Below are 23,140 nucleotides of genomic sequence, written 5' to 3' on the forward strand. Positions count from 1 at the left end.
CTTGATTGAGGGACATGTCGCTGCCCCAGCATATGGACTTATGATGTGAGGTTCTTACCTCACTGAAACAGGTCCATGCTGAACTTCACACGCATCGCTCGCAAAACCATCGTCGGCATCGGCGGCGCAACTTTGGCGCTGGGCTGCGCCGCCCAGGAACTGGGCATACCGCAGGCGTCGGACGCGGACCGGCAGACCAGCCAGGCGCGCGGCGGTGCGGCCGACGGATCGGCGTTCTTGATGGCCAGTTTCAACAGCTCGTCCGACAATTGGCTCAGCCTGTTCTCGTCCATGGACGGTGTCACCTTCACGTCGCTGGCCTCCGATGCGTACCGGCCGCCGAGCAAACTGTTGCGCGACCCGGCGATCGTGCGCCATGGCGACGGCTACTACTACGTGCTTTATGCAACCGGCGCAAACAGCTCCGAACTCGGCCTCACCCGCTCCAGGGACCTGAAAAACTGGCAGTTCGTCCGGAACGTGCCGCTGGCACTGCCGGGCAACGCCCAGGCCGTCGCGCCGGAATGGTTGCGCGACAAGGATGGCTCGTTGAAGGCCATCGTCTCGCGCGCAACCGGCGGCAGCTATGTGATGACGCCGAACGCGGACTTCAGCGCATGGTCGGCGCCGCAGGTCTTGCAAGGTTTGCCGGACAACTATGTCGACACGATCGTGGCCGTCACGGACGACGGCTATACCGCCCTCGCCCGCAATGGCGCCACCGGCCTGATCGAAATGGCCACCGCCAAGTCGTTGCAAGGCCCCTGGACAGTCGACAAGCAAGGCGATTGGGCCAACTGGGGCACCACGTCGGGCGCGCATTCATTGATCAAACTGCCGAACGGGCATTGGCGGCTTTATTTCGGCGACGCCGCCACCGGCCGCCGATGGTATTCCGACGGCCAGGACGGCTTGCGCACCTGGAGCGCGGCCAAGCAACTGGGCGGCGTTTCCGGCATCATCGGCCAAGCTTCCGTCCTCATCGAGGACCGCAAGGCGCTGGCTCAAGCCACCAAGCCCAAGGGCCAGCCGAAAAAGGTCAGCTGGGACGAGCACTCGATGCTGATCGATGGCAAGCGCGTGGTCGTGTGGTCCGGTGAGATCCATCCCTTCCGCCTGCCCAATCCGTCGCTGTGGCGCGACGTCATACAGAAGATGAAGGCGCTCGGCTTCAACGGCGTGGCCTTTTACTTCGACTGGGGTTACCACTCCACCGCGCCCGGCGTTTACGATTTCTCCCATGTGCGCAACGTCGAACGCGCGCTCGAAATCGCCGAGGAGGAAGGCATGTACGTCATCGCCCGCACCGGCCCGTACGTGAACGCGGAACTGACCGGTGGCGGCTATCCCGGCTGGATGTTCCGCAACCGCGCCGAGGCGCGCACCGACGATCCGGTTTACCTGAGCGCCGTCGACGAGTGGATGACGCAGATTAACGCCATCATCGCGCGCCACCAGATCACCACCGGCGGCGGCAACGTCATCGCCTACCAGCTGGAGAACGAGCTGGGCAAGGTCGAGCCGAAGCACGTGCGCCACATGGACCACCTGGCCAAGAAAGCGCGCGCGGACGGCATCAGCGTGCCGTTCTTCCACAACGCCGCCGGACGGCTGCCGGACTGGACGCCGAAGGACTCGACCGCGCCATGGGCCAATTCCGGCCCGACCGACATGTACGCATTCGACGGTTACCCCGGCGGCACCTGCAACGTCCACGCCGATCCCGCCGGCCCGAACAGGGCGCCCGACTGGGGCATCTACGGAAAAAATTCGCCGAAGATCGGCGCGCTGTCCTCGCCCAAGACGCCGGGCTTCGCCGCCGAACTGGGCGGCGGCTGGTTCGACTACTGGGGCTCGAACGGCACCTACAATTGCACCGGCGAGCGCCAGGGCACCGGTTACCAGCGGGTTTTCTACGGCACCAACCTGATCAACCGCATCACGATCCACAACATCTATATGACGTTCGGCGGCACCTCGTGGGGGTGGCTGGCCGGGCCGGTCGTGTACACCTCCTACGACTACGGCGCGCCGATCTCAGAGGACCGCGGCTTGCGCGCCAAGGCTTACGGCCTGAAGCAGCAAGGCATGCTGGTCCAGGCGGCCGAGCAGGCGCTGGCGAAGATGGACAAGGGACCGGAGATCAAGACCTCGTCGGACAAGGTCAAGGTCTATCACAACGTCAATCCGGACCTGGACACGCATATCCTGTTCGCGGTCCACAGCCCGTCGGACCTGCTGACGAACGACAGCTTCACCTTCGACCTCAAGACCAAGGATGGCAGCTACAAGGTGCCGCTGCGCCTGAACGGCCAGGACGCCAAGATGTTGCTGGCCGACTACAAGCTGGAGCGCCATCACCTGGTCTACTCGACGTCGGAGATCCAGACCCACTTCGCCAACGGCGACCACGACATCGCGCTTCTGCACGGCCGTGCCGGCGAACCGGGCGAAACGCTGCTGCGCTACGCCAGCGCGCCCAAGGTGGAGGTCATCGACGGCAAAGTGACATCGCGCTACGAGAACGGCGTGCTGAAGCTGGATTATGTGCACGACGGGCTGGCGCGCGTGCGCATCTCCGGCGGCGGCCGCACGCCGCTGCTATTGCTGCTGGCCGACGAGAAGAACAGCATCGCCTTCTGGACGCAGAAAACACCTGCGGGACAGATGCTTCAGCTTAGCCAGGCGATGGTGCGCTCCGCCAGCCTGGCCGGCGGCAAGCTGGCGTTGTCAGGCGATACAAGCGCCGCAAGCGATATGCAAATCTGGGGGCCGTCCGTATCGACCGTTACCTTCAACGGTGAGAACCTTTCCGTCACCTCCCAGCCGGACGGCAGCCTGCGCACCAGCGCGCTCAAGGGGCCGGACGCGGTGAAACTGCCCGACCTTGCCACGTTGGGCTGGACGCGGCGCATGGACAGCCCCGAGGCGCAGCCGAAGTTCGACGACTCGGCGTGGATCAAGGCCGACAACCGCGCCTCGGCGGCGCAGACCTGGACCATGCCGGAGCGCGGCCAACCGACCTTGTCGATGAGCGACTACGGCTTCCACCACGGCGACGTCTGGTATCGCGGCCGCTTCGATCTGGCCGACGCCAAGAGCAACCAGCTGGAGCTGTTCTACGGCGCCGGCGGCGCGGGCATGATACAGGTGTGGGTCGACGGCAAATTCGTCGGCCAGCATGAGCTCGACGTCGGCCGCTCCTTCCCCGAGACCACGGACAGCGTCAAGTTCCCGCTCGGCGACAAGCTGGCCAAGGGGCCGCACGTGATCGCCGTCATGGTGCGCAACAACTCGCACAACTGGAACCTGATGGCCGACGACTATCACCGCGAGGCGCGCGGCTTGATCTCGGCCTCGCTGACGTCGCGCGGCGGTCGACGCTACGCCGTGCCGATCGAATGGCGCATCCAGGGGACCCGGGGCGGCGAGAACATCGTCGACGTCGTGCGCGGTCCGATGAACAATGGCGGCCTGTATGGCGAGCGCCAGGGCTGGTATTTGCCGCCGGCTGACCGCAAGACCGCCAACACCGGCTGGGCCAAGGCCAAGACGGGCGACGCGCCGCCGGCGCCGGGCACCTACTGGCTACGGACGTCGTTCGATCTCGATTTGCCCAAGGACCACGACATCCAGCTGGGCCTGGCGTTCGGCGATACCACCAAGCCGCGCTCGGAGCGCGAGAACCGCGCGCTGATCTTCGTCAACGGCTGGAACATGGGGCAGTTCATCGCCCACATCGGCCCGCAGCGCACCTTCGTGATCCCGCCGGGCATCCTGAACCCGAACGGCGCCAACACCATCGCGCTGGCGGTCACCACCGACGGCAAGCCCGGCAACGCGCTGGAGGCCGTCAAGCTGGTCAACCTGCGCACGGTGCGCGGCGGCGTGCCTCTGGAGATCATGCCGGGCGCGGCCCCCGCTTCCGCCTCGGCCAGCGCGCAGCGATGAAGCTCGCCGGGCAGCTCGTGCGCTGGACGTTGCTGGCCGTCGCAGGGCACGCGGGCGCCGGGGAGCTGGTGTTGTACGAACAAGGCGGTCCGGTTGCCGCCGTCGTTCACGACGATCAAAAGACCTATGCGCTGGCGGCTCAATTACTTGGGCGCGACCTGCAGGCGCTGAGCGGCCAGGCGCCGCGCATCTCGCCGCGCTTGGACGATTGCGGCAAGACCTGCGTGATTATCGGCGCGTACGACACGCCCCTGCTGCGCCAGTTGGCCAAGTGCGACGGCCTGGATCTGACCGCCTTGCGCGGCGAGTGGGAACGGCACAAACGTTTGATCGTCCGCTCAAAAAAACACAACTATGTGTTGATCGCCGGTTCGGATGTCCGGGGCACCGTCTACGGCGTGGTGGACCTGACGCGCGAACTCGGCATCTCCGCCTGGGAATGGTGGGCGGACGTGACGCCGCGCCGCCGGGCCCGCGTGGCCGTCGGCGACGCCACCATATTCCCGCGCGCGCCATCCGTCCAGTATCGCGGTATTTTCCTCAATGACGAGGACTGGGGCTTGCAGCCCTGGGCAGCCAAGACCTACGACCCGAAGACCGGCGACATCGGCCCCGCCACCTACGCGCGGATCTACGAGCTGATGTGGCGCCTGAAGGCCAATACGCTGTGGCCGGCGATGCACGATTCGACCAAGCCTTTCTATCAAATCGACGGCAATCCGGAAATGGCGCGCGATTACGCCATCGTGGTCGGCACGTCCCACGCCGAGCCGATGATGCGCAACAACGTGCGCGAATGGAATCTGAAGACGAACGGACCATTCAACTTCTTCACCAACCGCGACCGCATGATCGCCTATTGGGACGAGCGGGTTCAGCAAGTGAAAGGCTTCGAGACCCTGGTGTCGGTTGGCTTGCGCGGCGTGCATGACAGCGCGATGGAGGGCGCGAAGACTATCCCGGAGGCGCGCGACGGCGTCGAACAGGTCATCGATATCCAGCGCGGCCTGTTGTCCAAGGCGCAGGGCCGTCCGCCGGAGCGGATTCCGCAGGTGCTGACCTTGTACAAGGAAGTGCTCGATATCTATAAAGCCGGATTGAAGGTGCCGGACGACATCAGCCTGATTTGGCCTGACGATAATTACGGCTACATCAGCCAGCTCGGCACGGCGGCCGAGGCGCGACGCGTCGGCGGCGCGGGCCTTTACTATCATTTGTCTTATTGGGGACGCCCGCACGACTATCTGTGGTTGGGTACGACGCACCCCTCACTGGTGCGCGAACAGCTGGAGCGCGCCAGGCATACCGGCGCGCGCAAGCTATGGGTGGCCAACGTCGGCGATATCAAGCCGCTGGAATACCTGAGCCAGTACTTCCTCGATCTGGCCTTCGACCACGACGTGCTGGAGCAGGCGCCCAGCGAACATCTGCGCGATTGGCTGGGGCGCCAATTCGGCACGGACCAGGCACGGCAGATCACCGACATCATGATGGAGTACTACGCGCTGGCATGGGAGCGCCGGCCGGAGTTCATGGGCTTCGGCCAGACCGAGCCGACCACGCCGAACCGGCCGACCGCGTACCTGCAATCGGGCGGCGACGAGGCGCGGCGGCGTCTGGACCGGTATGCGGCCATCACCGCGCGCGCCGAGGCGTTGGCGCAAGCGATGCCGGCCGACCGCCGCGACGCGTTCTACGAACTGGTGTTGTATCCGGTACGCGCAAGCGCCAACCTGAACGCGCGCATCCTGAAGCTGGAGCTGGCCGGTTTGCCGGGCAGCGCCGGCGCCCGCGCCGAACAATATGTGACCGAGGCCAAGGCGGCGCACCGGTCCATCGTCGCCGACACCGCCGAATACAACGGCTTGGCCAACGGCAAGTGGCGCCATATGATGGATATGGCGCCGCGCAGGCTGCCGGTGTTCGCCGAGCCGATCTGGCCCGTATCGCCGGGCGGCGGCTCAGGCCCAGCGGCCACGCCGCCAGCGTCGAGACCGGCGCAAACACGACCGCGCGCTATGTCGATTGCCGCGTCCAGCGCGGCGCGGCATCCGCAATGGCAAAAGATCGATGAGCTGGGCAGCATGGGCGCGGTGCTGCGCTCGTCGCTGGCCTTGCCGTCCATCGACGCCAGCCAAGCGAGCGCAGTGGCGCCGCTGGAAATCGAGTTCGAGACGGATTCCGCGGAGCCGGTCGGCCTGAGCATCGTCGCACTCCCCACCCATCCGCTGACGTCCGAAAACCAGCTCAGGCTGGGTTACAGCATCGATGACGGGCCGCTGGCGATACTCGACTATCGCACCCACGGCCGCAGCGAAGAATGGAAGCTTAACGTGCTGAGCAACACGGCGGTCAGGTCGCTGCCGCCGCGGCGGCTTGCACCGGGCAAGCATCAGCTGCGGCTGTATGCGATGGACCCCGGCTTCATCCTGGACCGTATCGATATCATCCCCGATGCCGCTGCGCGTTACTATGGCGCGACACCCATGTAGCACAATTGAGCGAGGTCATCGTTCTGCAATATGTCAATGCTAGTCTTGCTCGGCACGCCCCCGCAACCGACCAGCCGGACATCAGCCTATGACCATCGCTGCACAACTCAGAATCTCCCCGCTCCGCGCGCAGGGCGGCGACGAAATCGATTTGCCGTACGCGCCCTCGCCCTGGCGGCTTAAGCAATGCAAGCAGACCGGCATCGTTTTCTTGGCGAATCCTCCCGCCTACGAGGAGCTGTCCCAGGATTTCGCCTATGAGGTGACGTTCGACAAGGAAACACAGGCGCGCAAGCAAGCCGAGCCTTTGCGCTACGCGATCAGCACCGCGCTGAAACGCTTTCGCGGCAGCATCCTGAAGCGCAACAAGAGCCTGACCTTGGTACAACGTCTGATACGCGAAGCGCGCGGCGCGCGCATCAACGTGCTCGACGTTGGTTGTGGTTGGGGTTCGCTGCTGGATGATTTGTTCAAGTCGCTGCCGGCGGATCTGCGCGACAAAAGCGTACCGCACGGCATCGAGATATCGCAAGAGCTCTCGAGGATCTCGGATGGCAAGCTGCGCAAGGCCGGCGGCCGCTGTGTGCACGCGTCGGCGATGGATGGGCTGGAGTGTTTCGAGGATGGGTATTTCGACGTCATCATCATGGCGTCGTTCCTTGAGCATGACATCAATCCGCTGGCCGTGCTGGAACGCTCGGCCAAGCGGCTCAAGCCGGGTGGATCGATACTGGTCAAGGTGCCCAATTACAATTGCCTCAACCGGTATCTGCGCGGCGCGCGCTGGTGCGGTTTTCGGTGGCCGGATCATGTGAATTATTTTACGCCGGAGACATTGAAGGCGACGGCGGAGCTGGCCGGGTTGCACGTGGTGCGGATGTCGATGCTGGATCGCAGCCCATTGAGCGACAATATGTATGCGATTTTGCGGCGGATGGGGTGATGGCGGGGACGTCAGTGGCCGGAAAATGGGCCGCCGACGGTTGATACATGGCCGATTACGCTGTGCTAATCCGCCCGACGTGTCTCCGTGGCGGCGGATACGGCGCGTGAATAAATCAGGAAAACACGTAGGGCGGATTAGGCGGAACGCCGTAATCCGCCACAGATCCGCCGACGGCCCAACAATTTATTCGCCGACCGGCGGCGTCGGCTCGACGCGTGTCACCAACACGGCCGCGATGCGTCGCTCCACCACCTCGATCACCTCGAAACGCAAACCGTCGACCTCGACCGCCTCGCCCACCGTCGGCAGGTTGCCCAGCCGCTCCAGCATAAAGCCCGCCAGCGACGTGTAATCATCATTCTCGCTGATCAGTTCGTCCGTCTCCAGCACCTGCTCCAGATAGTGCAGATCGGCCGTGCCGGCCACCCGCCAACAACCCGGCCCCTGCTCCTGCACATCCGGTTGCTCATCCTCGTCGGGGAACTCGCCGGCGATCGCCTCCAGGATATCGATCGGCGTCACCAAGCCCTGGATCGTGCCGTACTCATCGGCGATCAACACCAGTTGCCCGCGCGAACGCTTCAACGTTTCCATCACCTTCAGCACGCCGCTGGCCTCGGGCATGATGATGGGCTCGCGGATATGCTCGGGCGGAATCTCGACGCCGCGCGCCAGATTGGCCATCAACTCCTTGGCGCGGACGACACCGATGATGTTGTCCAGTTGCCCCCGGCTCACCGGGAAGAAACTGTGCGGCGTTTCGAGGATCTGGCCCTGGATCGTGGCCGTGTCGGCATCCAGATCGATCCACGAGATGTTGGAACGGACCGTCATGATCGAGCGCACCGAGCGCTGGGACAAGCTGAGCACGCCGCTGACCATGTTGCGTTCCTCCTGCTCGAACGCTTCCGGCACAACGGTGGTCTTGGTGTCCTCTTCCTCGCCGCCGGCGGCGACACGCTTCTTGCTGCCCAGCAGGCGCAATACGGCATCGGCGGTACGGTCGCGCAGCGGAAGATGTGATTGCCGGCTGACGAAATTGCGGCGCGCCAACTGGTTCAGCGCCTCGATCACCACCGAGAAGCCGATGGCGGCGTATAGATAACCCTTCGGAATGTGGAAGCCGAAGCCCTCGGCGATCAGGCTCAGGCCGATCATCAGCAGGAAACTCAGGCACAGCACGACCACGGTCGGATGGGCGTTGACGAAGCGGGTCAGCGGCTTGGAGGCGAGCAGCATCACGCCCATCGAGATAATAACGGCGGCCATCATCACGCCAAGCTCGTCGACCATGCCGACGGCCGTGATGACGGCGTCGAGCGAAAACACGGCGTCCAGCACGATGATCTGGGCGACGACCGCGCCGAAACCGGCGTAGACCTTGGACCCGCCTTGGGCGTCGTGCACCTTGCCTTCGACCCGCTCATGGAGCTCGATGGTGGCTTTGAATAGCAGGAAGAATCCGCCCAGCAGCAGGATCAGGTCCCGTCCGGAGAAACTTAGCGAGGCAATCGAGAACAGCGGTTCGGTCAGGGTGACCAGCCAGGACATTACGCTCAACAAGCCCAGGCGCATCAGCATCGCCAGGCTCAGGCCGACGAGCCTCGCCTTGTCGCGCTGCTCCGGCGCCAGTTTATCGGCGAGGATCGCGATGAAGATGAGATTGTCGACGCCAAGTACGATTTCGAGAACGATTAATGCAAACAGACCGACCCAAATGTTTGGGTCGAATAGCCATTCCATGCGCTGCTTTCAGTGTTGAGAAGCATGCATTGTAATCCATGCCGGAGCCGCGCCCGATTGTCGCCGCTCCGGCCCGACTAGTTTGCGTTGACGAAACCGACAACGTTTTCCGTCAACATCGGCGCTCCAAGCACCTTCCGGACCCTGATATTGGCAAGCTTGACCGTCCTGACCGGCATCTCGCGCTCGGCCGTCACCCGGCAGACGAAGGCTGCTTCGCCCACCGTGATATTGCTAACATGCAAACCTTCGATCGGTGTCAGCCGGCGCTCGTAGGTCGGCACCAGGTTCTTCCACTGGTATAAAACATCGGTTTCCACGCACAGCACGCCGCCGGCGACCTTGGTGGCGCTGACATTGGACATGTAAATATTGCGTACATAGCCGCCGCGCCGCTCGTTGGTTTTAACGTACAGCAAGTTATTAATCGTGCTCGCGGTCGCCGAATCGGAGGCGTCGAAGTGGCAATTGTCGACGAGCACGTTCTCGACGCCGGCCGACAATTCGCTGCCGATGGCGATCAGCTGGTGGCCGTTCTTGATGCGGCAATTGCGCATGACGATGTTTTTGGACGGCACACCCAACCGCCAGGCATCGCGGTCGCGGCCCGATTTGACGGAGATCGCGTCGTCGCCCTGGTCGAACACGCAATCCTCGATCAGCACGTTTTGCGTCATTTCCGGATCGACGCCGTCGTTGTTATGGCCATGCGCCCTGATCTTGACGCGGCGGATGACGACATCGCGGCACAGCAGCGGGTGCAACACCCAGAACGGACTGTCCTCGATACTGACGTCCTCGACCAGCACGTGGCGGCATCGGTTGAACTGGATGAACTGCGGCCGCAGGTTGGCTTCGGCGGTGGTCATCTGGCGCTCGGAGACCGGCGCCTCCCTGGCGGCCAGCTTGTACAGCGCCACGAGCGCGTCCATATGCGGTTTCGGGCGTTTGTACCACTCCCGCCAGGCGTCGAGTTTGGCCTTGAGTTTGCCTTCGCCGGTGATGGCGACGTTGTCGCATTCGAAGGCGTAGACCAGCGGCGAATAGTTGTAGCATTCGAGCCCTTCCCAGCTGCTGAGTACGGCCGGCAGGTAGTCCGCCGGCTTTTCGGAAAACAGCAAGGTGGCGCCCTTGGCGAGGTGCAGGTTGACGTTGCTTTTGAGGTGGATCCTGGCGGTGGGCCAGGTGCCGGGCGGAACGACGACGATGCCGGAGCCGGCCGCGCTGGCGGCCATGATGGCGGCGGCGATGGCGGTGGAAGTTTTGTGCTGGTCGTTCTGGTCGGCGCCGAAGTCGGTGATGGGAAAGCGTGGGCTGGCGGAAAAATTCGGAATGGCGATGGTGGGCATGTCGAACGGCGCGCTGACTTGTACCTGCTGCTGCGGGTGGCGCGGGCCGAACGGCATGCGGGCGCAGGCGCTCAGCAAGGGAACGGCGAAGCCGGCGAACAGCACGGTTCGCCGGGACATCGGGTGGGTCATCGATATGCTCCTGGATTGATTCGGCGTAGCGATGGTAGAGCAGCTCCACCATCGTTACGCTTGGCTATGAGAAATACTCATGGCGCTGATCAATCCGGGGTCAGGTCCACCATTTCTACACGGCCTCCGCAGTCTCCGGGTTTTGGGCCGCTGACGGATCGCAAACTGGCGGATTACGCTGCGCTAATCCGCCCTACGTGGAACCACGGGGGTACAACCTTCACGATCTTGACAAGCTTAACGGCACTAGCTGCGGTTACGCGGTCAGGGGCATTTTTTCGATCAGCTTGTCGAGCGTGATCGGGTAGTCGCGCACGCGCACGCCGGTGGCGTTGTACACCGCGTTGGCGATGGCCGCGCCCACGCCGCAAATGCCCAGCTCGCCCACGCCCTTGGCCTTCATCGGCGACGAGATCGGATCGGTCTCGTCCAGGAAAATCACTTCCTGATGCGGAATGTCGGCGTGCACCGGCACTTCATACCCCGCCAGATCGTGATTGACGAAGAACCCGCCGCGCTTGTCGATCACCAGATGCTCCATCAGCGCGGCGCCGGCGCCCATCGTCATCGCGCCGATCACCTGGCTGCGCGCCGATTTGGGATTGAGGATGCGCCCGGCCGCGCACACCGCCAGCATGCGGCGGATGCGCGTCTCGCCGGTGTAGGCGTCAACCGCTACTTCAACGAAATGCGCGCCAAACGTCGATTGCTGGAACTTCTTGTCGAGGTCGCCATATTCCATGATGTCCTCGGCGACGATCTCGCCGTCCTGCGCGGCCTGCTGCAACGTGACCGACCTGCCGCCGGCGCGCACCGAGCCGCCGCTGAATTCGGCCTCGGCGCCAAGGCCGGCCTTCTGCGCGATCGCCTCGCGCAGCTTGACGCAGGCGGCGTACACACCCGCCGTCGAACTGTTGGCGCCCCACTGCCCGCCCGACCCGGCCGAGACCGGGAAGTCGGAGTCGCCCAGCTTGACCACCACCTTGTCGATGGGCAGTCCCATCATTTCGGCGGCGGTCTGGGCGATGATGGTGTAGGTGCCGGTACCGATATCGGTCATGTCGGTCTCGACCGTGACGACGCCCTTGCTGTCCAGGCGCACGCGGGCGGCCGATTTCATCACGATATTGTTGCGGAAGGCTGCGGCGACGCCCATGCCGACCAGCCAGCGGCCATCGCGAACCTTGCCCGGCTGCACGCTGCGCGCGCTCCAGCCGAAGCGCTCGGCGCCGCTGCGCAGGCATTCGACCAGCCGCCGCTGCGAAAACTTGCGCTCGCGCTCGGCCGGATCGTGCGTGACGTCGTTGATGATGCGGAACGTCACTGGGTCCATCTTGAGTTTTTCCGCCAGCTCGTCGACGGCGATTTCCAGCGCCATCAGGCCCGGTGCCTCGCCTGGCGCGCGCATGGCGTTGCCTTCCGGGAGGTCGAGCACGGAGAGGCGCATCTTGGTCATGCGGTTGGCGCCGGCGTACAGCAGCTTGGTCTGGTTGACCGCCGTTTCCGGTTGGCCGTCCGGCAGGTCGCCCGACCAGCTTTCGTGCCCGATCGCGGTGATCTTGCCTTCCCTGCTGGCGCCGATGCGGATGCGCTGGATCGTTGCCGGCCGGTGCGTGGTGTTGTTGAACATCAGCGGCCGCTGTAACGTGACCTTGACCGGACGGTTGGCCGCCTTGGCGCCCAGCGCGGCCAGCACCGCCTCGCAACGCACGAACAGCTTGCCGCCGAAGCCGCCGCCGATGTACGGCGACACCAGGCGCACTTTTTCCTTGGGGATGCCGAGCGTCTTGGCGACGTCGCCCTGCCCCCAAGCGATCATCTGGTTGGAAGTCCACAAGGTGACCTTGTCGCCGTCCCATTTGGCGATGGACGCGTGCGGCTCCATCATCGCGTGCGACTGGTCGGGCGTGGTGTAGGTGGCGTCGATGCGCACCGGCGCCGCGGCGAAGGCGCTGGCGAAGTCGCCGACCTTGGAATCGGCGTTCTCCTTGTCCTTGTGCGGCACGCCCTTGTCCTTTTCCTTGGCCAGATCGTAGGCGCCCTTGGCGCCGGCGTATTTGACCTGCACCAGTTGCGCGGCCGAGCGCGCCTGTTCGAAGGTCTCGGCGACCACCAGCGCGACCGCCTGGTGGTAGTGCTGGATTTCCGGACCGGCGAGCAGCTTGGCGGTGTTCATCTTGCCCTTGCCCAGCTTGCCCGCGTTGTCGGCGGTGACGATGGCGATGACGCCGGGCGCGCGCTTGGCGGCGGCCAGGTCCATCGAGACGATGCGGCCCTTGGCGATGGCGGCGCCGACCACATAGCCGTAGGCGGCGTTGGGCGCGGCCTCGTGCTGTTCATAGGCGTACGGGGCGGTGCCCGTGGCTTTGAACGGGCCGTCGATACGGTCCAGGGGCTTGCCGACGAGCTTGAGCTGGTCGATCGGATTGGTGGTGGCTGGAGTGGTGAATTTCATGGCGTCAGGCTTTCTTCGCTTCCGCCAGCACAGATTCTATCGTGCGCTGAACCAGGGTGATCTTGAAGGCGTTCTCGTGGGTGGTCTTGGCGCCGGCCAGCAACTGGGCTGCCACGGCTTTGCCGCCGCGCTGCAGGCTGTCGTCCGCGCCCGGCATGCGCCACGGCTTGTGGGCGACACCGCCCAGCGCGACCCTGCCGGTTCCGTCCGGCAGCACGACGGCCGCCACGGAAATCAATGCGAAGGCGTAGGACGAGCGGTCGCGCACCTTGCGGTAATAGTGCTTGCCGCCCAGCGGCTTGGGCAACGTTACGGCGGTGATCATCTCGCCGGGCGCCAGCGTGGTTTCGATATGCGGCGTCTTGCCCGGCAGGCGGTGGAACTCCGCCATCGGAATGCTGCGGGTGGAGCCGTCGGGACGGACGGTCTCGACGACCGCGTCCAGCAATTGCATGGCGACGGCCATGTCGCTCGGATGGGTGGCAATGCACTCGTCGCTGACGCCGACGATGGCGTGGTTGCGGCTGTGTCCGGCGATGGCCGAACAACCGCTGCCCGGCGTGCGCTTGTTGCACGCCTGGTTGGTATCGTAGAAGTATGGGCAACGGGTGCGCTGCAGCAGGTTGCCGGCGGTGGTGGCCTTGTTGCGCAACTGCGCCGAGGCCCCCGCCAGCAAGGCGCGCGACAGCACGCCGTAGTCGCGCCGGATGCGCTCGTCGGCGGCGAGGTCGGTGTTGCGCACCATGGCGCCGATGCGCAAGCCGCCCTGCGGCGTCCCCTCGATCTTGTCGAGGCCGACGCCGTTGACGTCGATCAGGTGGGCCGGCGTTTCAATCTCCAGCTTCATCAGGTCCAGCAGGTTGGTGCCACCGGCGATGAACTTGGCATTGGGCGTGCGCGCGGCAAGCGCCGCCGCTTCGGCCGGGGACTGCGCGCGCTGATAGGTAAAGGCTCTCATGCGGCGCTCCCGGCGACTTCGCTGATCGCGTCGATGATGTTGGAATAGGCGCCGCAGCGGCAGATATTGCCGCTCATGCGTTCGCGCAATTCGGTGGCGTTGAGCAGCGGACGCGCGTTCAAATCCGGGCTGACGTGGCTCGGAATGCCCTGCTTGATCTCGTCGAGCGCGGACACGGCCGAACAGATTTGCCCCGGGGTACAGTAGCCGCACTGGTAACCGTCGTGTTTGACGAAGGCCGCCTGCATCGGGTGCAGCTTGCCGGGCGTGCCCAGCCCCTCGATGGTGGTGACCTTGGCGCCTTCATGCATCACGGCAAGGGTCAGGCAGGAATTGATACGGCGGCCGTCGACGATCACCGTGCAGGCGCCGCACTGGCCGTGGTCGCAGCCTTTCTTGGTTCCGGTCAGGTGCAGATTCTCGCGCAGGGCGTCGAGCAGGGTCGTGCGGGTGTCGAGCTCGAGCTTGCGGACTTCACCGTTGACCTGGAACGACACCTTCGCGCTCACGGGCGCGATGGCCTGCGCGGCGGCCGCGTTGCCCGTCTGGGCGGCGCCGATCGACGGTACGGCGCTCGCTGTCGCCGACAGCGCGCCGGCGATCAACAGTTCGCGCCTGGAGAGTGTAACTTGGCTAAGGTCGTTCATGGGTTCGCATCCTAATGGCTAATGTTTTTTAAAGGCCGTCTCTAGATGAGGCAGTCTTATATTAAGCGCATTCGGAGCGGTTGATTCGCACTGTTGGATCAGGCAATGGAGCCGTAGGTTTGGGCAATCACGCCCGTGTAATTTTGCTTCTGCGCAGTGTTTGGACCAGCCGTTCGGCAGCCGCCGGCGCCGCGCGGATGCCCGCGTTCAGCTGCCCATCGCGCGGATTTCGTCCATCGTGAAACCGGCCTGCACCCGCGCCTCGACATTGAACGGGCCGCGCAACGCGGGGGCGCGGTAGCGCAGCGCGAGGTCGGCGTATGCGGCGCCGGGCTCCAGGCCGTTCTGGTCGCACAGATACCTGTACCAGCGGTTGCCGATCTCCACGTGGCCGATCTCGTCGCGCAGGATGATGTCGAGGATGTGGGCGGCGGGCATGTCGCCGGCCTGCGCCAGCTTGGCGCGCAGGGGTGGATTGGCGTCCAGGCCGCGTGCTTCCAGCGTGCGCGGCACCAGCGCCATGCGGGCCAGCACGTCGCCGCTGGTCTTCTCGACCATCTCCCACAGGCTGTCGTGGGCGGTGAAATCGCCGTATGTGTGACCTAACGCACCCAAGTGCGCAACCAGCAGCGAAAAATGCAACGCTTCCTCGTCGGCGACGCGCAACCAGTCGGTGTAATAGCTCGGCGGCAAGTCCGGAAAACGCCATAGCGCGTCCAGGGCAAGGTTGATGGCATTGAACTCGATGTGAGACAGCGCATGGATCAGCATGGCGCGGCCTTCGAGCGTGTTCATCGAACGGCGTCCCACTTCGCGCGGCGGGACCAGGTCGGGTTTTTGCGGGCGGCCGGGGATGGCGGCCGTCGCTTGCAGGACGGCCGCAGGGTCCGGCGGGCAGACGCCGGCGGCGGACGCGGCGGCCATGGCGGCGACGGCGGCGACCTTTTTGGTCGGATCGGCTTCCAGCAGGCAATGCAGCGCGTAGGCACGCAGCTCGGTCGGGGTGGATTCGGGGTTTCGGGATGACATCGGGTTTCGTGGGACTTGCGGGAAAGGCGGCAGTGTACCATTGCCCTAAACCACCCCCGGCTCCAGCAACGTCAACGTCTGTCGCTCCGTATCCAGCCGCGCACGAATGCCAACCGGCATCGTGAACTGATGCCTAATATGTCCGAAGGAATACCCGGCAACCGCCGGACGCGTTAGCGGCAGCAGATGCTGGTCGACCGTCTCGTCCAGCGACAGCGCGCTTTCGCCATCGATCCCTTCGCAATTTTCAAAAATGCCCAGCATCACCGCGGCGGCGTTGCGATACCCCTGGCTGAGCTGCAACTGCGTCATCATACGGTCGACGCGGTACGGCTCCTCGTTGACCTCTTCGAGATACAGGATGGCACCGGTAAAGTCGGCCGCATACGGCGTCCCGGTAAGCGCGCTGAACAGCGAAAGGTTGCCGCCGATCAGCCGCCCCGTGGCAACCCCCGCATGGATAGTGCGGATCTTGTAGTTGGCGTGACTCTCCGCGGCCAGCGCGTTTTCCGCCGACATCGTGATCGTGTAGTTGTCGTGCGGCGTCATCAGCACGTTCCGCAGATGGGTGACGGCGTACTCCGAGAACGTCGAAGACGCGACCGGACCATGAAAAGTCACCAGCCCGGCATGCTTGAGCAAGGCTAGATGTAAACACGTGATATCCGAGTAGCCGATCAGCACCTTCGGATGGGCGCGTATCAGCCGGTAGTCGATGTGCTCGAGCAGCGAGATGCAGCCGGAACCGCCGCGTATCGCCCACACCGCCGTGATCTCCGGATCGAGAAACATGCCGTGCAGATCGTCGAGCCGCTGCTGGACGGTGCCCGCATAATTGCCGTAGACATAGTGAATGTTGTTGCCGACGCGCGCGCGCAAGCCCAGCGATTCGATATTGCCGACCGCCTTGGCCAACGCCTCTTCATTGGTATGTCCGCCCGGTGCGATGATGCCGACCAGGTCGCCCGGCAGCAGCCGGGCGGGTTTGATCAGACCCATGGTTTTCCTCCGCCTGGACGATGGCGCGGCGGCGGCCGTCGCGCCCGTTCCGAGCGCGGCGGCGGCCAGCAGGTTGCCGAACTGCCGCCGGCTGACTGCTCCGGACATTACAGGAACTTATACTTCAGCAAGACGCTGAGCGAGCGGCCGCGCGGATCGGCGACGCGCGGGTCCCAGCCGGCGCCCACCACTTCATCGACGTTGTGCGCCGTGAACGGCGGATCGGTGTCGAGGATGTTCTGGATGCCGACCGTGATGGTGGTGTTGCGGATGCCGCTATAAGTGGCCGACAGGTCGTACTTGGTGTAGGCCTTGACGTTGGGATTGAAGCCCGGTGGCGGCGCCGACTTGCCCGCGTTCGGCAACTGGTCCTTGTAGCCGGTGCTGTAGTTCTGGATCAGCATGGCGCTCCAGTCGCCCTTGGACAGGCTGATGCTGGCGTTGTGCTTCCAGCGCAGATACAGATCGCGGGTGTAGAAGTTGCCCACGTACTCCTTGTACTCCTGCCCTTCGAACTCGGCGAACTTGAAGCTGTTGGTGTAGGTGCCGTCGAGGCTGAAGTTCCAGTTGTAGGTGCCGAGCTTGCCTTCGCCGCGCAGGCTCAGGTCGGCGCCGCGCGTCTTGGCGCCGGCGGCGTTGATCCAGCCCGCTTGCACGTAGGCGATGGTGCCGTCAGGATTGCGGAAGATGTTCTCGGACAGCGCCGCCGCGTTGGCCAGCACCACTTGCGGCGTGCGGTTCAGGATACGGTTGAGCGTGTTGATGGCCCAATAGTCCACCGACGCCGAATAGCCCTTGACCGGCTCGAAGACGACACCGAGGCTGCCCTGCTTCGAGGTCTCCGGTTTCAGCTTGGTGTTGCCGCCGGTCAGATACTCGAGCCGCGGAATGGCGCAGAAAGCCGGATTGCCGGGATTGGCCGGGCAGCCGATCGGGTCGATGATGCCGTTCGGCAGTTCCTGCAGCAGGCTGCCGGAATACAGCTGCGTGAAGCTCGGCGCCAGGAAGCCCTTGTTGGCCGAGCCGCGGAACAGCAGCGAACTGTTGGGCTGGTAGCGGAACGAGACCTTGGGATTGGTGGTGTCGCCGAACACGCTGTAGTGGTCGCGCCGCAAGGCCAGTTGCACCTCCAGATCCTTGGTGACGGGCACCAGCAGCTCGGTGTAGAAGGCTTTGATGTCGCGCGTGGCCTCGTTCAACGCCGCGTTGCCGGGCGCCAGCAGGATCTGTGTGGCATCGACGTCCTGGGCGAAGCTGTAGCCTTCGCGGCGCAGGTCGAAACCGACCGCCATCGACATCGCGCCCGCCGGTAGTTGCATCACCTCGCCGGAGAGGTTGCCGTCGATCTGGGTCAGTTTAGTCTTGCCGTGCTGCAGCGGGCCGCGATAACGGGTGGAGTCGATCAGGGCGATCGCCTCCGGCGTCTGCGTCTGTCCCGGCGTCAGCCATGGATTGATGAGGCCGGTGGCCAGCGCCGCGTAGATCTTGCTGGTATAGCCGTAACCGTCCAGCAGGCGGGTCTTGGTTTTGCTCTCGCCGTGCGACACGCCGGCGCGGTAGTCCCACTTGCCCAGCAGGACACCCTCGGCGCCGAGCAACAGGCGGGCGTTGTCGGTGACGTTTTCTTGCTTGCGGTAGCCCCAGTCGTTGGCGCGCCATTTGTACGAGATCGGCTTGGTCTTGTCGAAGGTTGAAATGTACGGCGACAGGTCCTGGTAATAGGCGCCGCCGACCGGATAGACGGCGCCGTTGGCGACGGTGGCCGAGATCTGCACCGGCGTCAACTCCGAGGTGGCCTTGGTGTGGCCGTACAAGGCCTCGGCGAACACCTTGTGGTCCGGGCTGATCTGCAAGGTGCCGCGCGACACCGCGTTCAGGCGCTCGACGGGGAAGCTGATGATGTAGTCGGCGCCGTAATCGTAGGCGCACGAATAGGTGCTGCGCGTGGCGGCGGTGACGTCCTTCCACAGCGCCGTCTGGTATTGCGACATGCCGGGGATCGAGTCGCACTTGCCCTGGAAGCTGAGCGGGTTCGCCTGCAGATAGGTGGTGCTGTCGCCGGGCATCTTGAAGCCGGCGCCGAGCGCGGTGCCGGGGCCGTTCAGCTGATTGGCGTACGGCGTGCCGGTGGTGTCCGGCGACAGGCCGCGCGCGGGCTGGAAGCCGTTGGCGAACGAGCGCTCGCGCGAGCTCAGCTTTTCGTCGTTGTCATAGGTGACGCTGCCCATCAGGTTATAGCCGTCGGTCTGCAGCGAGCCGGTGCCGCCGAGCAGCGACAGGCGGCGCTTGGCGCCACCGCCCTCCTCGGTGAAGTTGCCGTTGTAGGACGCCTCCAGGCCGCGATAGTCGGTGCGCAGGATGAAGTTGATGACGCCGCCGATGGCGTCGGTGCCGTAGATGGCCGAGGCGCCGTCCTTGAGTATCTCGACGCGGGCGATGGCGCCCAGCGGAATCGCGTTCAGGTCGACCGATTTGCCGCTGGCGCCATAGGTGGCGATGCGGCGGCCGTTGAGCAGCACCAGGGTGCTGTTCGGGCCGAGCCCGCGCAGCGACGCGTACGAGGCGCCGCCGCTGACGCGGTCGGCGTCGGCGCCGAAGACGTTATTGCCGGAAGTCATGTTGTCGGCGCCAGTGCCGTTGGCCGACAAGGTGCGGATCAACTGCTCGGTGCTGGTGATGCCTTGCTTTTCGATGGTGTCGTAGTTGATCACCTGCACCGGCAACGCGCCCTCCTTGGCCACCCGCTTGATGCTGCTGCCGGTGATTTCGACCCGTTGCATGCCTGGTTCGCCGCTCTGCGCCAGCACCGGTCCCGCTGCCGGGGCCACAACACCTATCAGCGCAATCATGTGCGCCAGTTTCTTAACCTTCACGGCCTCTCCCTTTGATGTGCATGCGATCTATCGAGCCTGGCGGTTGGCGGCGTCGTTGCGCCGCGCTGTCCCGCCAACCCAGATTAGCCGCTCGACTTTGTCGCCATCCAATGAAAATAGCTTTTGAGGTTATAACTTTTAGTCATAAAGTGAGCGGCGCAGGAGGAGGATGCCAGCCGGGCCCGATTTCCGGAATGGCATTTGTATCATTTTTGCCACGGAGTAAATAATAAAGTCTATTCGAGCAGCGCCCGCGCGGCGGTCGCGATGCTGTCGGCCAGGCGGCGGGCGCCGTGCGATAGCGGCGCGTGGGCCGGCGTCAATAGATAGAGCGGGATGGGAATGGCCGGCGACCAGGGCCGGCTTTGCAGGCGGCCGCGCCCGGAGGCGGCGGTGAAGGGATCGACCACGGCCATGCCGCCGCCCGCCTCCACCAGCGAGCGGGCGATCTGGTAGGTTTGCACCACCGTGTGGACGGATGGCGCGATGCCCTGCGCTTCGCAGGCGGCCTCCACCTGCGCACCCAGCGGATCGTTGTCGGTGTAGCCTATCAGCTCGCCTTTCAGGCCGGAGGCCGACAACGGTTCGCCCTCTTCCGCCGCCGGCCAGCTGCCCGGCGGCGCGATCACCGTCATGACCCCTTGCGCGATCGGCTCGGCGATGATGCCGGGATGGCGCGGGTCCTGCAACGACAGACCGAGATCGGCCTCGCCGAGCCGCAGCGTGTTGACGATCTCGCTGGTGTGGTGGGTCGCCAGCTCGCAGCGGGTGTCGGCGAAGGCGCGGCGCCATTCGCTCATCGCCTGCGGCAGGACGCTGACGGCGATCGTCGGCGTGGCCACCAGGCGGATGGTTTCCACCGTCCGGCTTTTGAGGCTGGCGGCGAGGCGGCGGATGCCTTGCAGTTCGCGATGCAGCTTTTCCGTTTCCGCGAACAGGCGGTGCGCCTCCGGCTTGGGATACAGCTTGCCGCGCACCCGCTCGAACAGCGGCATGCCCAGTTGCAGCTCGCAATGCTGCAACACCTTGGTGACGGCCGGCTGGGAAATGTGCAGCACCTGCGCCGCGCCGCTGATGGTGCCGACTTGCATGATCGCGTGGAATACTTCTATGTGCCGTAACCGCATGGTCCCTCTTTCAATAACGCATCTGCGCGCTACTGTAGCAGGAGTGCGGCGCGTACACTGCCGGCGCTGCGGTCGAGCAAGGCTTGCGCCTGCGGAATCGATAGTTGCTTGAGCAACGCGACGATGGCGACTTTGACGTGGAAGCCGCATTGTTCCAGGGCTGCGCGCGCGCGGGCCTCGTCGGCGCCGGTGGCGTGCATCGTCAACGCGACGGCGCGCTGGACCAGCTTGGAGTTGCTCGGCTTCATGTCCACCATCAGGTTGCCGTAGACCTTGTGCAGCCGCACCATGATGGCGCTGGAGATGGTGTTCAGCACGATTTTCTGCGAGGTGCCGGCCTTCAGTCGCGTGCTGCCCGAGATGATTTCGGGGCCGGTGTCCAGCGTGATGCCGATGCCCGCGCGCAGCACCAGCGGCGCCCCGGGATTGTTGGCGATGCCGACGGTCAGCGCCTCGCTGGCGCGGGCGGCGTCCAGCGCGCCCAGCACGTAGGGCGTGGCGCCCGAGGCGGCCAGCAGCAGCACCACGTCCTTGGGCCCGGGCCGCAGCGCCGCGAGGTCGGCGGCGCCCTGGCCGGCGTCGTCCTCCGCGCCCTCGACCGCCTGGAACATGGCGCTCTTGCCGCCGGCCAGCAGCGACAGCGCCCGCTCGTGCGGCCATGAAAACGTGGGATGCAGCTCGACGCCGTCCAGTACGCCGAGCCGGCCCGAGGTGCCGGCGCCCACGTAAATCAGGCGTCCGCCGGACGCGATGCGGGGCACGGCCGCCTCGACGACGGCGCAGATCTGCGCGGCCGCGTGGCGCACCGCCGCGATGGCGTTGAACTGGTCGGCGATCAGCGTTTCGACCAGGTCGGGCACCGGGTACTGGTCCAGGCCGGCATGTTCCTGGCTGGGAATTTCGGTTCTGAGCATCGTCATGCCTCGATGGATACGATGCTGTCAGTGTAATCGCCAAACGCGTGCTTGAGGCATGAAACGTTGCCGGACGCGCATTCCTTAAGGTTATGGCGCCAGCGCCGCTTTTCATTGGCAACGGCGCGCGGGCCACGTTATTCTGTGCCGCATCCAGCCCGGTATGCCGCCGGTCCTCAGAACAATGTTGTTGTCATCGGGAGACAGTGAACGATGAGCGAGATCGTCGTCATCGGCGGTGGCGTGGTTGGCCTGACGTCGGCCTGGTGGCTGGCCGAGGCCGGCTTTCAGGTGCGCCTGGTCGAACGCGAGGCGCAAGTCGGCAGCATGGCCAGCTACCGCAATGGCGGCCAGCTCAGCTATCGCTACGTGGCGCCGCTGGCGGACGCCGGCGTGCCGCTGAAGGCGCTGCAATGGCTGGTCCAGCGGGACGGGCCGCTGCGTTTCCGCCCGGAGGCCGACCCGCGTCAATGGCGCTGGCTCCTGCAATTTCTGCGCGACTGCAATGCCGGCACCAACCGCCGCACCACCGCCACGTTGCTGCAATTGGGCGAACTGAGCCGCAATGCGATGGCCGAATTGTCGCCGCTGCTGCCGCCGTCCGAGTTCGCCTGGCGCGACGCCGGCAAGCTGATCGTGTATCGTAGCCGCGCGCTGTTCGAGCGCGCGGCCGGGTTGGCCGCCGCCGATGCCGAGGTCTTGTCGCCGTCCGCCACGGTGGCGCGCGAACCGGCGCTGGCGGCGCTGCGCCACGCGCTGGCGGGCGGTATCTTCAACCCCGGCGAGGCGGTGGCCGACTGCCATGCCTTTTGCCTGGCGCTGGAGCTGCGCCTGCGCGCGCACCCGAATTTCCTCGGCGTCACTCATGCCGAGGTGCATGCCCTGTTGGTTGAAGACGGCCGGGTGAACGGACTCGACACTTCCGCCGGCCGCATCGGCGGCGATCACTACGTGCTGGCGGCCGGCATCGACAGCCGCGACCTGGCGCGCCGCGCCGGGATCTACGTGCCGCTGTATCCGCTGAAAGGCTACAGCCTGACGGCGCCGATACGCGCGCTCGACCGCGCGCCGGAAATCAGCGTGACGGACTTCGAGCGCAAGGTGCTGTACGCGCGTATCGGCGGCCGCCTGCGGGTGGCGGCCATGGTCGATCTGGTCGGCGCCAGGCTTGCCATCGAGCGCAGCCGCGTGCAGGGCCTGATGCGGCTGGCGCAGGAAGCGATGCCGGGCGCGGCCGACTACGACAACGCTGAAGCGTGGGCCGGCCTGCGTCCGGCGACGCCGGGCGGCGCGCCCATCATCGGCGCCACGCGCTACGGCAACCTGTGGCTCAACGTCGGCCACGGCGCGCTCGGCTTCACCTTCGCCTGCGGGACGGCCAAGCTGCTGGCCGGCGCGCTGCGCGGCGAAAGGCCGCCGTTCGCGCTGGACGGCCTGCGACTGGCTTTCACCTGACTATGTTCCCCGGTAACTCATCCCCGTCCTACACCGACACCGCACGCGCACCTATACCTCTACCGTCGCG

General features: G+C 65.1%; 14 protein-coding genes. 4 read left to right on the forward strand and 10 right to left on the reverse strand.

From position 1 onward, the window contains the following. Positions 1–75: 75 nt before the first annotated feature. From MRBLMU1_RS00975 to MRBLMU1_RS00985, 3 genes are all read left to right on the forward strand, one after another. On the forward strand, positions 76–3,951 hold the full coding sequence (locus MRBLMU1_RS00975) for a beta-galactosidase (protein WP_363495661.1): 3,876 nt from the start codon (positions 76–78) through the stop codon (positions 3,949–3,951). Continuing rightward, positions 3,948–6,443 (forward strand): glycosyl hydrolase 115 family protein, encoded by a 2,496-nt coding sequence (locus MRBLMU1_RS00980; protein ID WP_363495664.1) that lies wholly within the window; start codon positions 3,948–3,950, stop codon positions 6,441–6,443. The genes MRBLMU1_RS00975 and MRBLMU1_RS00980 overlap by 4 nt, the downstream gene beginning before the upstream one ends. A gap of 88 nt (positions 6,444–6,531) precedes the next feature. Beyond that, complete coding sequence (locus tag MRBLMU1_RS00985) at positions 6,532–7,386, forward strand: class I SAM-dependent methyltransferase (protein ID WP_363495667.1); 855 nt, start codon at positions 6,532–6,534, stop codon at positions 7,384–7,386. A 186-nt stretch (positions 7,387–7,572) separates the two neighbouring features. Here the strand turns inward: MRBLMU1_RS00985 and MRBLMU1_RS00990 are convergent, their stop codons facing one another. From MRBLMU1_RS00990 to MRBLMU1_RS01035, 10 genes are all read right to left on the reverse strand, one after another. Beyond that, complete coding sequence (locus MRBLMU1_RS00990) at positions 7,573–9,132, reverse strand: TerC family protein (protein ID WP_363495670.1); 1,560 nt, start codon at positions 9,130–9,132, stop codon at positions 7,573–7,575. Between the two features lie 77 nt (positions 9,133–9,209). Further along, a complete protein-coding gene (locus MRBLMU1_RS00995; protein ID WP_363495673.1) occupies positions 9,210–10,613 on the reverse strand; it encodes a glycoside hydrolase family 28 protein in 1,404 nt (467 codons plus the stop codon). 256 nt (positions 10,614–10,869) lie between these two features. After that, positions 10,870–13,068 (reverse strand): aldehyde oxidoreductase molybdenum-binding subunit PaoC, encoded by a 2,199-nt coding sequence (gene paoC, locus MRBLMU1_RS01000; RefSeq protein ID WP_363495676.1) that lies wholly within the window; start codon positions 13,066–13,068, stop codon positions 10,870–10,872. A 4-nt stretch (positions 13,069–13,072) separates the two neighbouring features. Beyond that, on the reverse strand, positions 13,073–14,026 hold the full coding sequence (locus MRBLMU1_RS01005; protein WP_363495679.1) for an FAD binding domain-containing protein: 954 nt from the start codon (positions 14,024–14,026) through the stop codon (positions 13,073–13,075). Next, positions 14,023–14,673, reverse strand: coding sequence for an aldehyde dehydrogenase iron-sulfur subunit PaoA (gene paoA / locus MRBLMU1_RS01010; protein ID WP_363495682.1), 651 nt, complete (start codon positions 14,671–14,673; stop codon positions 14,023–14,025). The genes MRBLMU1_RS01005 and paoA overlap by 4 nt, the downstream gene beginning before the upstream one ends. 207 nt (positions 14,674–14,880) lie before the next feature. Beyond that, a complete protein-coding gene (locus MRBLMU1_RS01015) occupies positions 14,881–15,702 on the reverse strand; it encodes a ferritin-like domain-containing protein (RefSeq protein WP_363495685.1) in 822 nt (273 codons plus the stop codon). A 45-nt stretch (positions 15,703–15,747) separates the two neighbouring features. Then, a complete protein-coding gene (locus tag MRBLMU1_RS01020) occupies positions 15,748–16,809 on the reverse strand; it encodes a S66 peptidase family protein (protein ID WP_363495688.1) in 1,062 nt (353 codons plus the stop codon). Further along, a complete protein-coding gene (locus tag MRBLMU1_RS01025; protein ID WP_363495691.1) occupies positions 16,809–19,574 on the reverse strand; it encodes a TonB-dependent receptor in 2,766 nt (921 codons plus the stop codon). Before MRBLMU1_RS01025 ends, MRBLMU1_RS01020 begins: the two co-directional genes overlap by 1 nt. Before the next feature lie 236 nt (positions 19,575–19,810). Beyond that, positions 19,811–20,701 carry a LysR family transcriptional regulator gene (locus MRBLMU1_RS01030; RefSeq protein ID WP_363495694.1) on the reverse strand — a complete coding sequence of 297 codons (891 nt, stop codon included), beginning with the start codon at positions 20,699–20,701 and terminating at the stop codon, positions 19,811–19,813. A 29-nt stretch (positions 20,702–20,730) separates the two neighbouring features. Then, positions 20,731–21,621, reverse strand: coding sequence for an N-acetylmuramic acid 6-phosphate etherase (locus tag MRBLMU1_RS01035; RefSeq protein ID WP_363495697.1), 891 nt, complete (start codon positions 21,619–21,621; stop codon positions 20,731–20,733). A 207-nt stretch (positions 21,622–21,828) separates the two neighbouring features. Here MRBLMU1_RS01035 and MRBLMU1_RS01040 point away from each other — a divergent pair, with 207 nt between their 5' ends. Further along, positions 21,829–23,070: a D-amino acid dehydrogenase gene (locus tag MRBLMU1_RS01040; RefSeq protein ID WP_363495699.1), complete on the forward strand. Its 1,242-nt coding sequence runs from the start codon at positions 21,829–21,831 to the stop codon at positions 23,068–23,070. Positions 23,071–23,140: the final 70 nt, after the last annotated feature.

Source organism: Burkholderia sp. LMU1-1-1.1, from assembly GCF_040675865.1.
Taxonomy (GTDB): Bacteria; Pseudomonadota; Gammaproteobacteria; order Burkholderiales; family Burkholderiaceae_D; genus Rugamonas.

What these genes read in the sequence shown, in the direction of transcription:
- MRBLMU1_RS01040 (WP_363495699.1), top strand. Translation starts at nt 21,829, where the DNA reads ATGAGCGAGATCGTCGTCATCGGCGGTGGCGTGGTTGGCCTGACGTCG.
- paoA (WP_363495682.1), bottom strand. Translation starts at nt 14,673, where the DNA reads ATGAACGACCTTAGCCAAGTTACACTCTCCAGGCGCGAACTGTTGATC.
- MRBLMU1_RS00975 (WP_363495661.1), top strand. Translation starts at nt 76, where the DNA reads ATGCTGAACTTCACACGCATCGCTCGCAAAACCATCGTCGGCATCGGC.
- MRBLMU1_RS01035 (WP_363495697.1), bottom strand. Translation starts at nt 21,621, where the DNA reads ATGACGATGCTCAGAACCGAAATTCCCAGCCAGGAACATGCCGGCCTG.
- MRBLMU1_RS01005 (WP_363495679.1), bottom strand. Translation starts at nt 14,026, where the DNA reads ATGAGAGCCTTTACCTATCAGCGCGCGCAGTCCCCGGCCGAAGCGGCG.
- MRBLMU1_RS00980 (WP_363495664.1), top strand. Translation starts at nt 3,948, where the DNA reads ATGAAGCTCGCCGGGCAGCTCGTGCGCTGGACGTTGCTGGCCGTCGCA.
- MRBLMU1_RS00995 (WP_363495673.1), bottom strand. Translation starts at nt 10,613, where the DNA reads ATGACCCACCCGATGTCCCGGCGAACCGTGCTGTTCGCCGGCTTCGCC.
- paoC (WP_363495676.1), bottom strand. Translation starts at nt 13,068, where the DNA reads ATGAAATTCACCACTCCAGCCACCACCAATCCGATCGACCAGCTCAAG.
- MRBLMU1_RS01015 (WP_363495685.1), bottom strand. Translation starts at nt 15,702, where the DNA reads ATGTCATCCCGAAACCCCGAATCCACCCCGACCGAGCTGCGTGCCTAC.
- MRBLMU1_RS01030 (WP_363495694.1), bottom strand. Translation starts at nt 20,701, where the DNA reads ATGCGGTTACGGCACATAGAAGTATTCCACGCGATCATGCAAGTCGGC.
- MRBLMU1_RS01020 (WP_363495688.1), bottom strand. Translation starts at nt 16,809, where the DNA reads ATGTCCGGAGCAGTCAGCCGGCGGCAGTTCGGCAACCTGCTGGCCGCC.
- MRBLMU1_RS00985 (WP_363495667.1), top strand. Translation starts at nt 6,532, where the DNA reads ATGACCATCGCTGCACAACTCAGAATCTCCCCGCTCCGCGCGCAGGGC.
- MRBLMU1_RS00990 (WP_363495670.1), bottom strand. Translation starts at nt 9,132, where the DNA reads ATGGAATGGCTATTCGACCCAAACATTTGGGTCGGTCTGTTTGCATTA.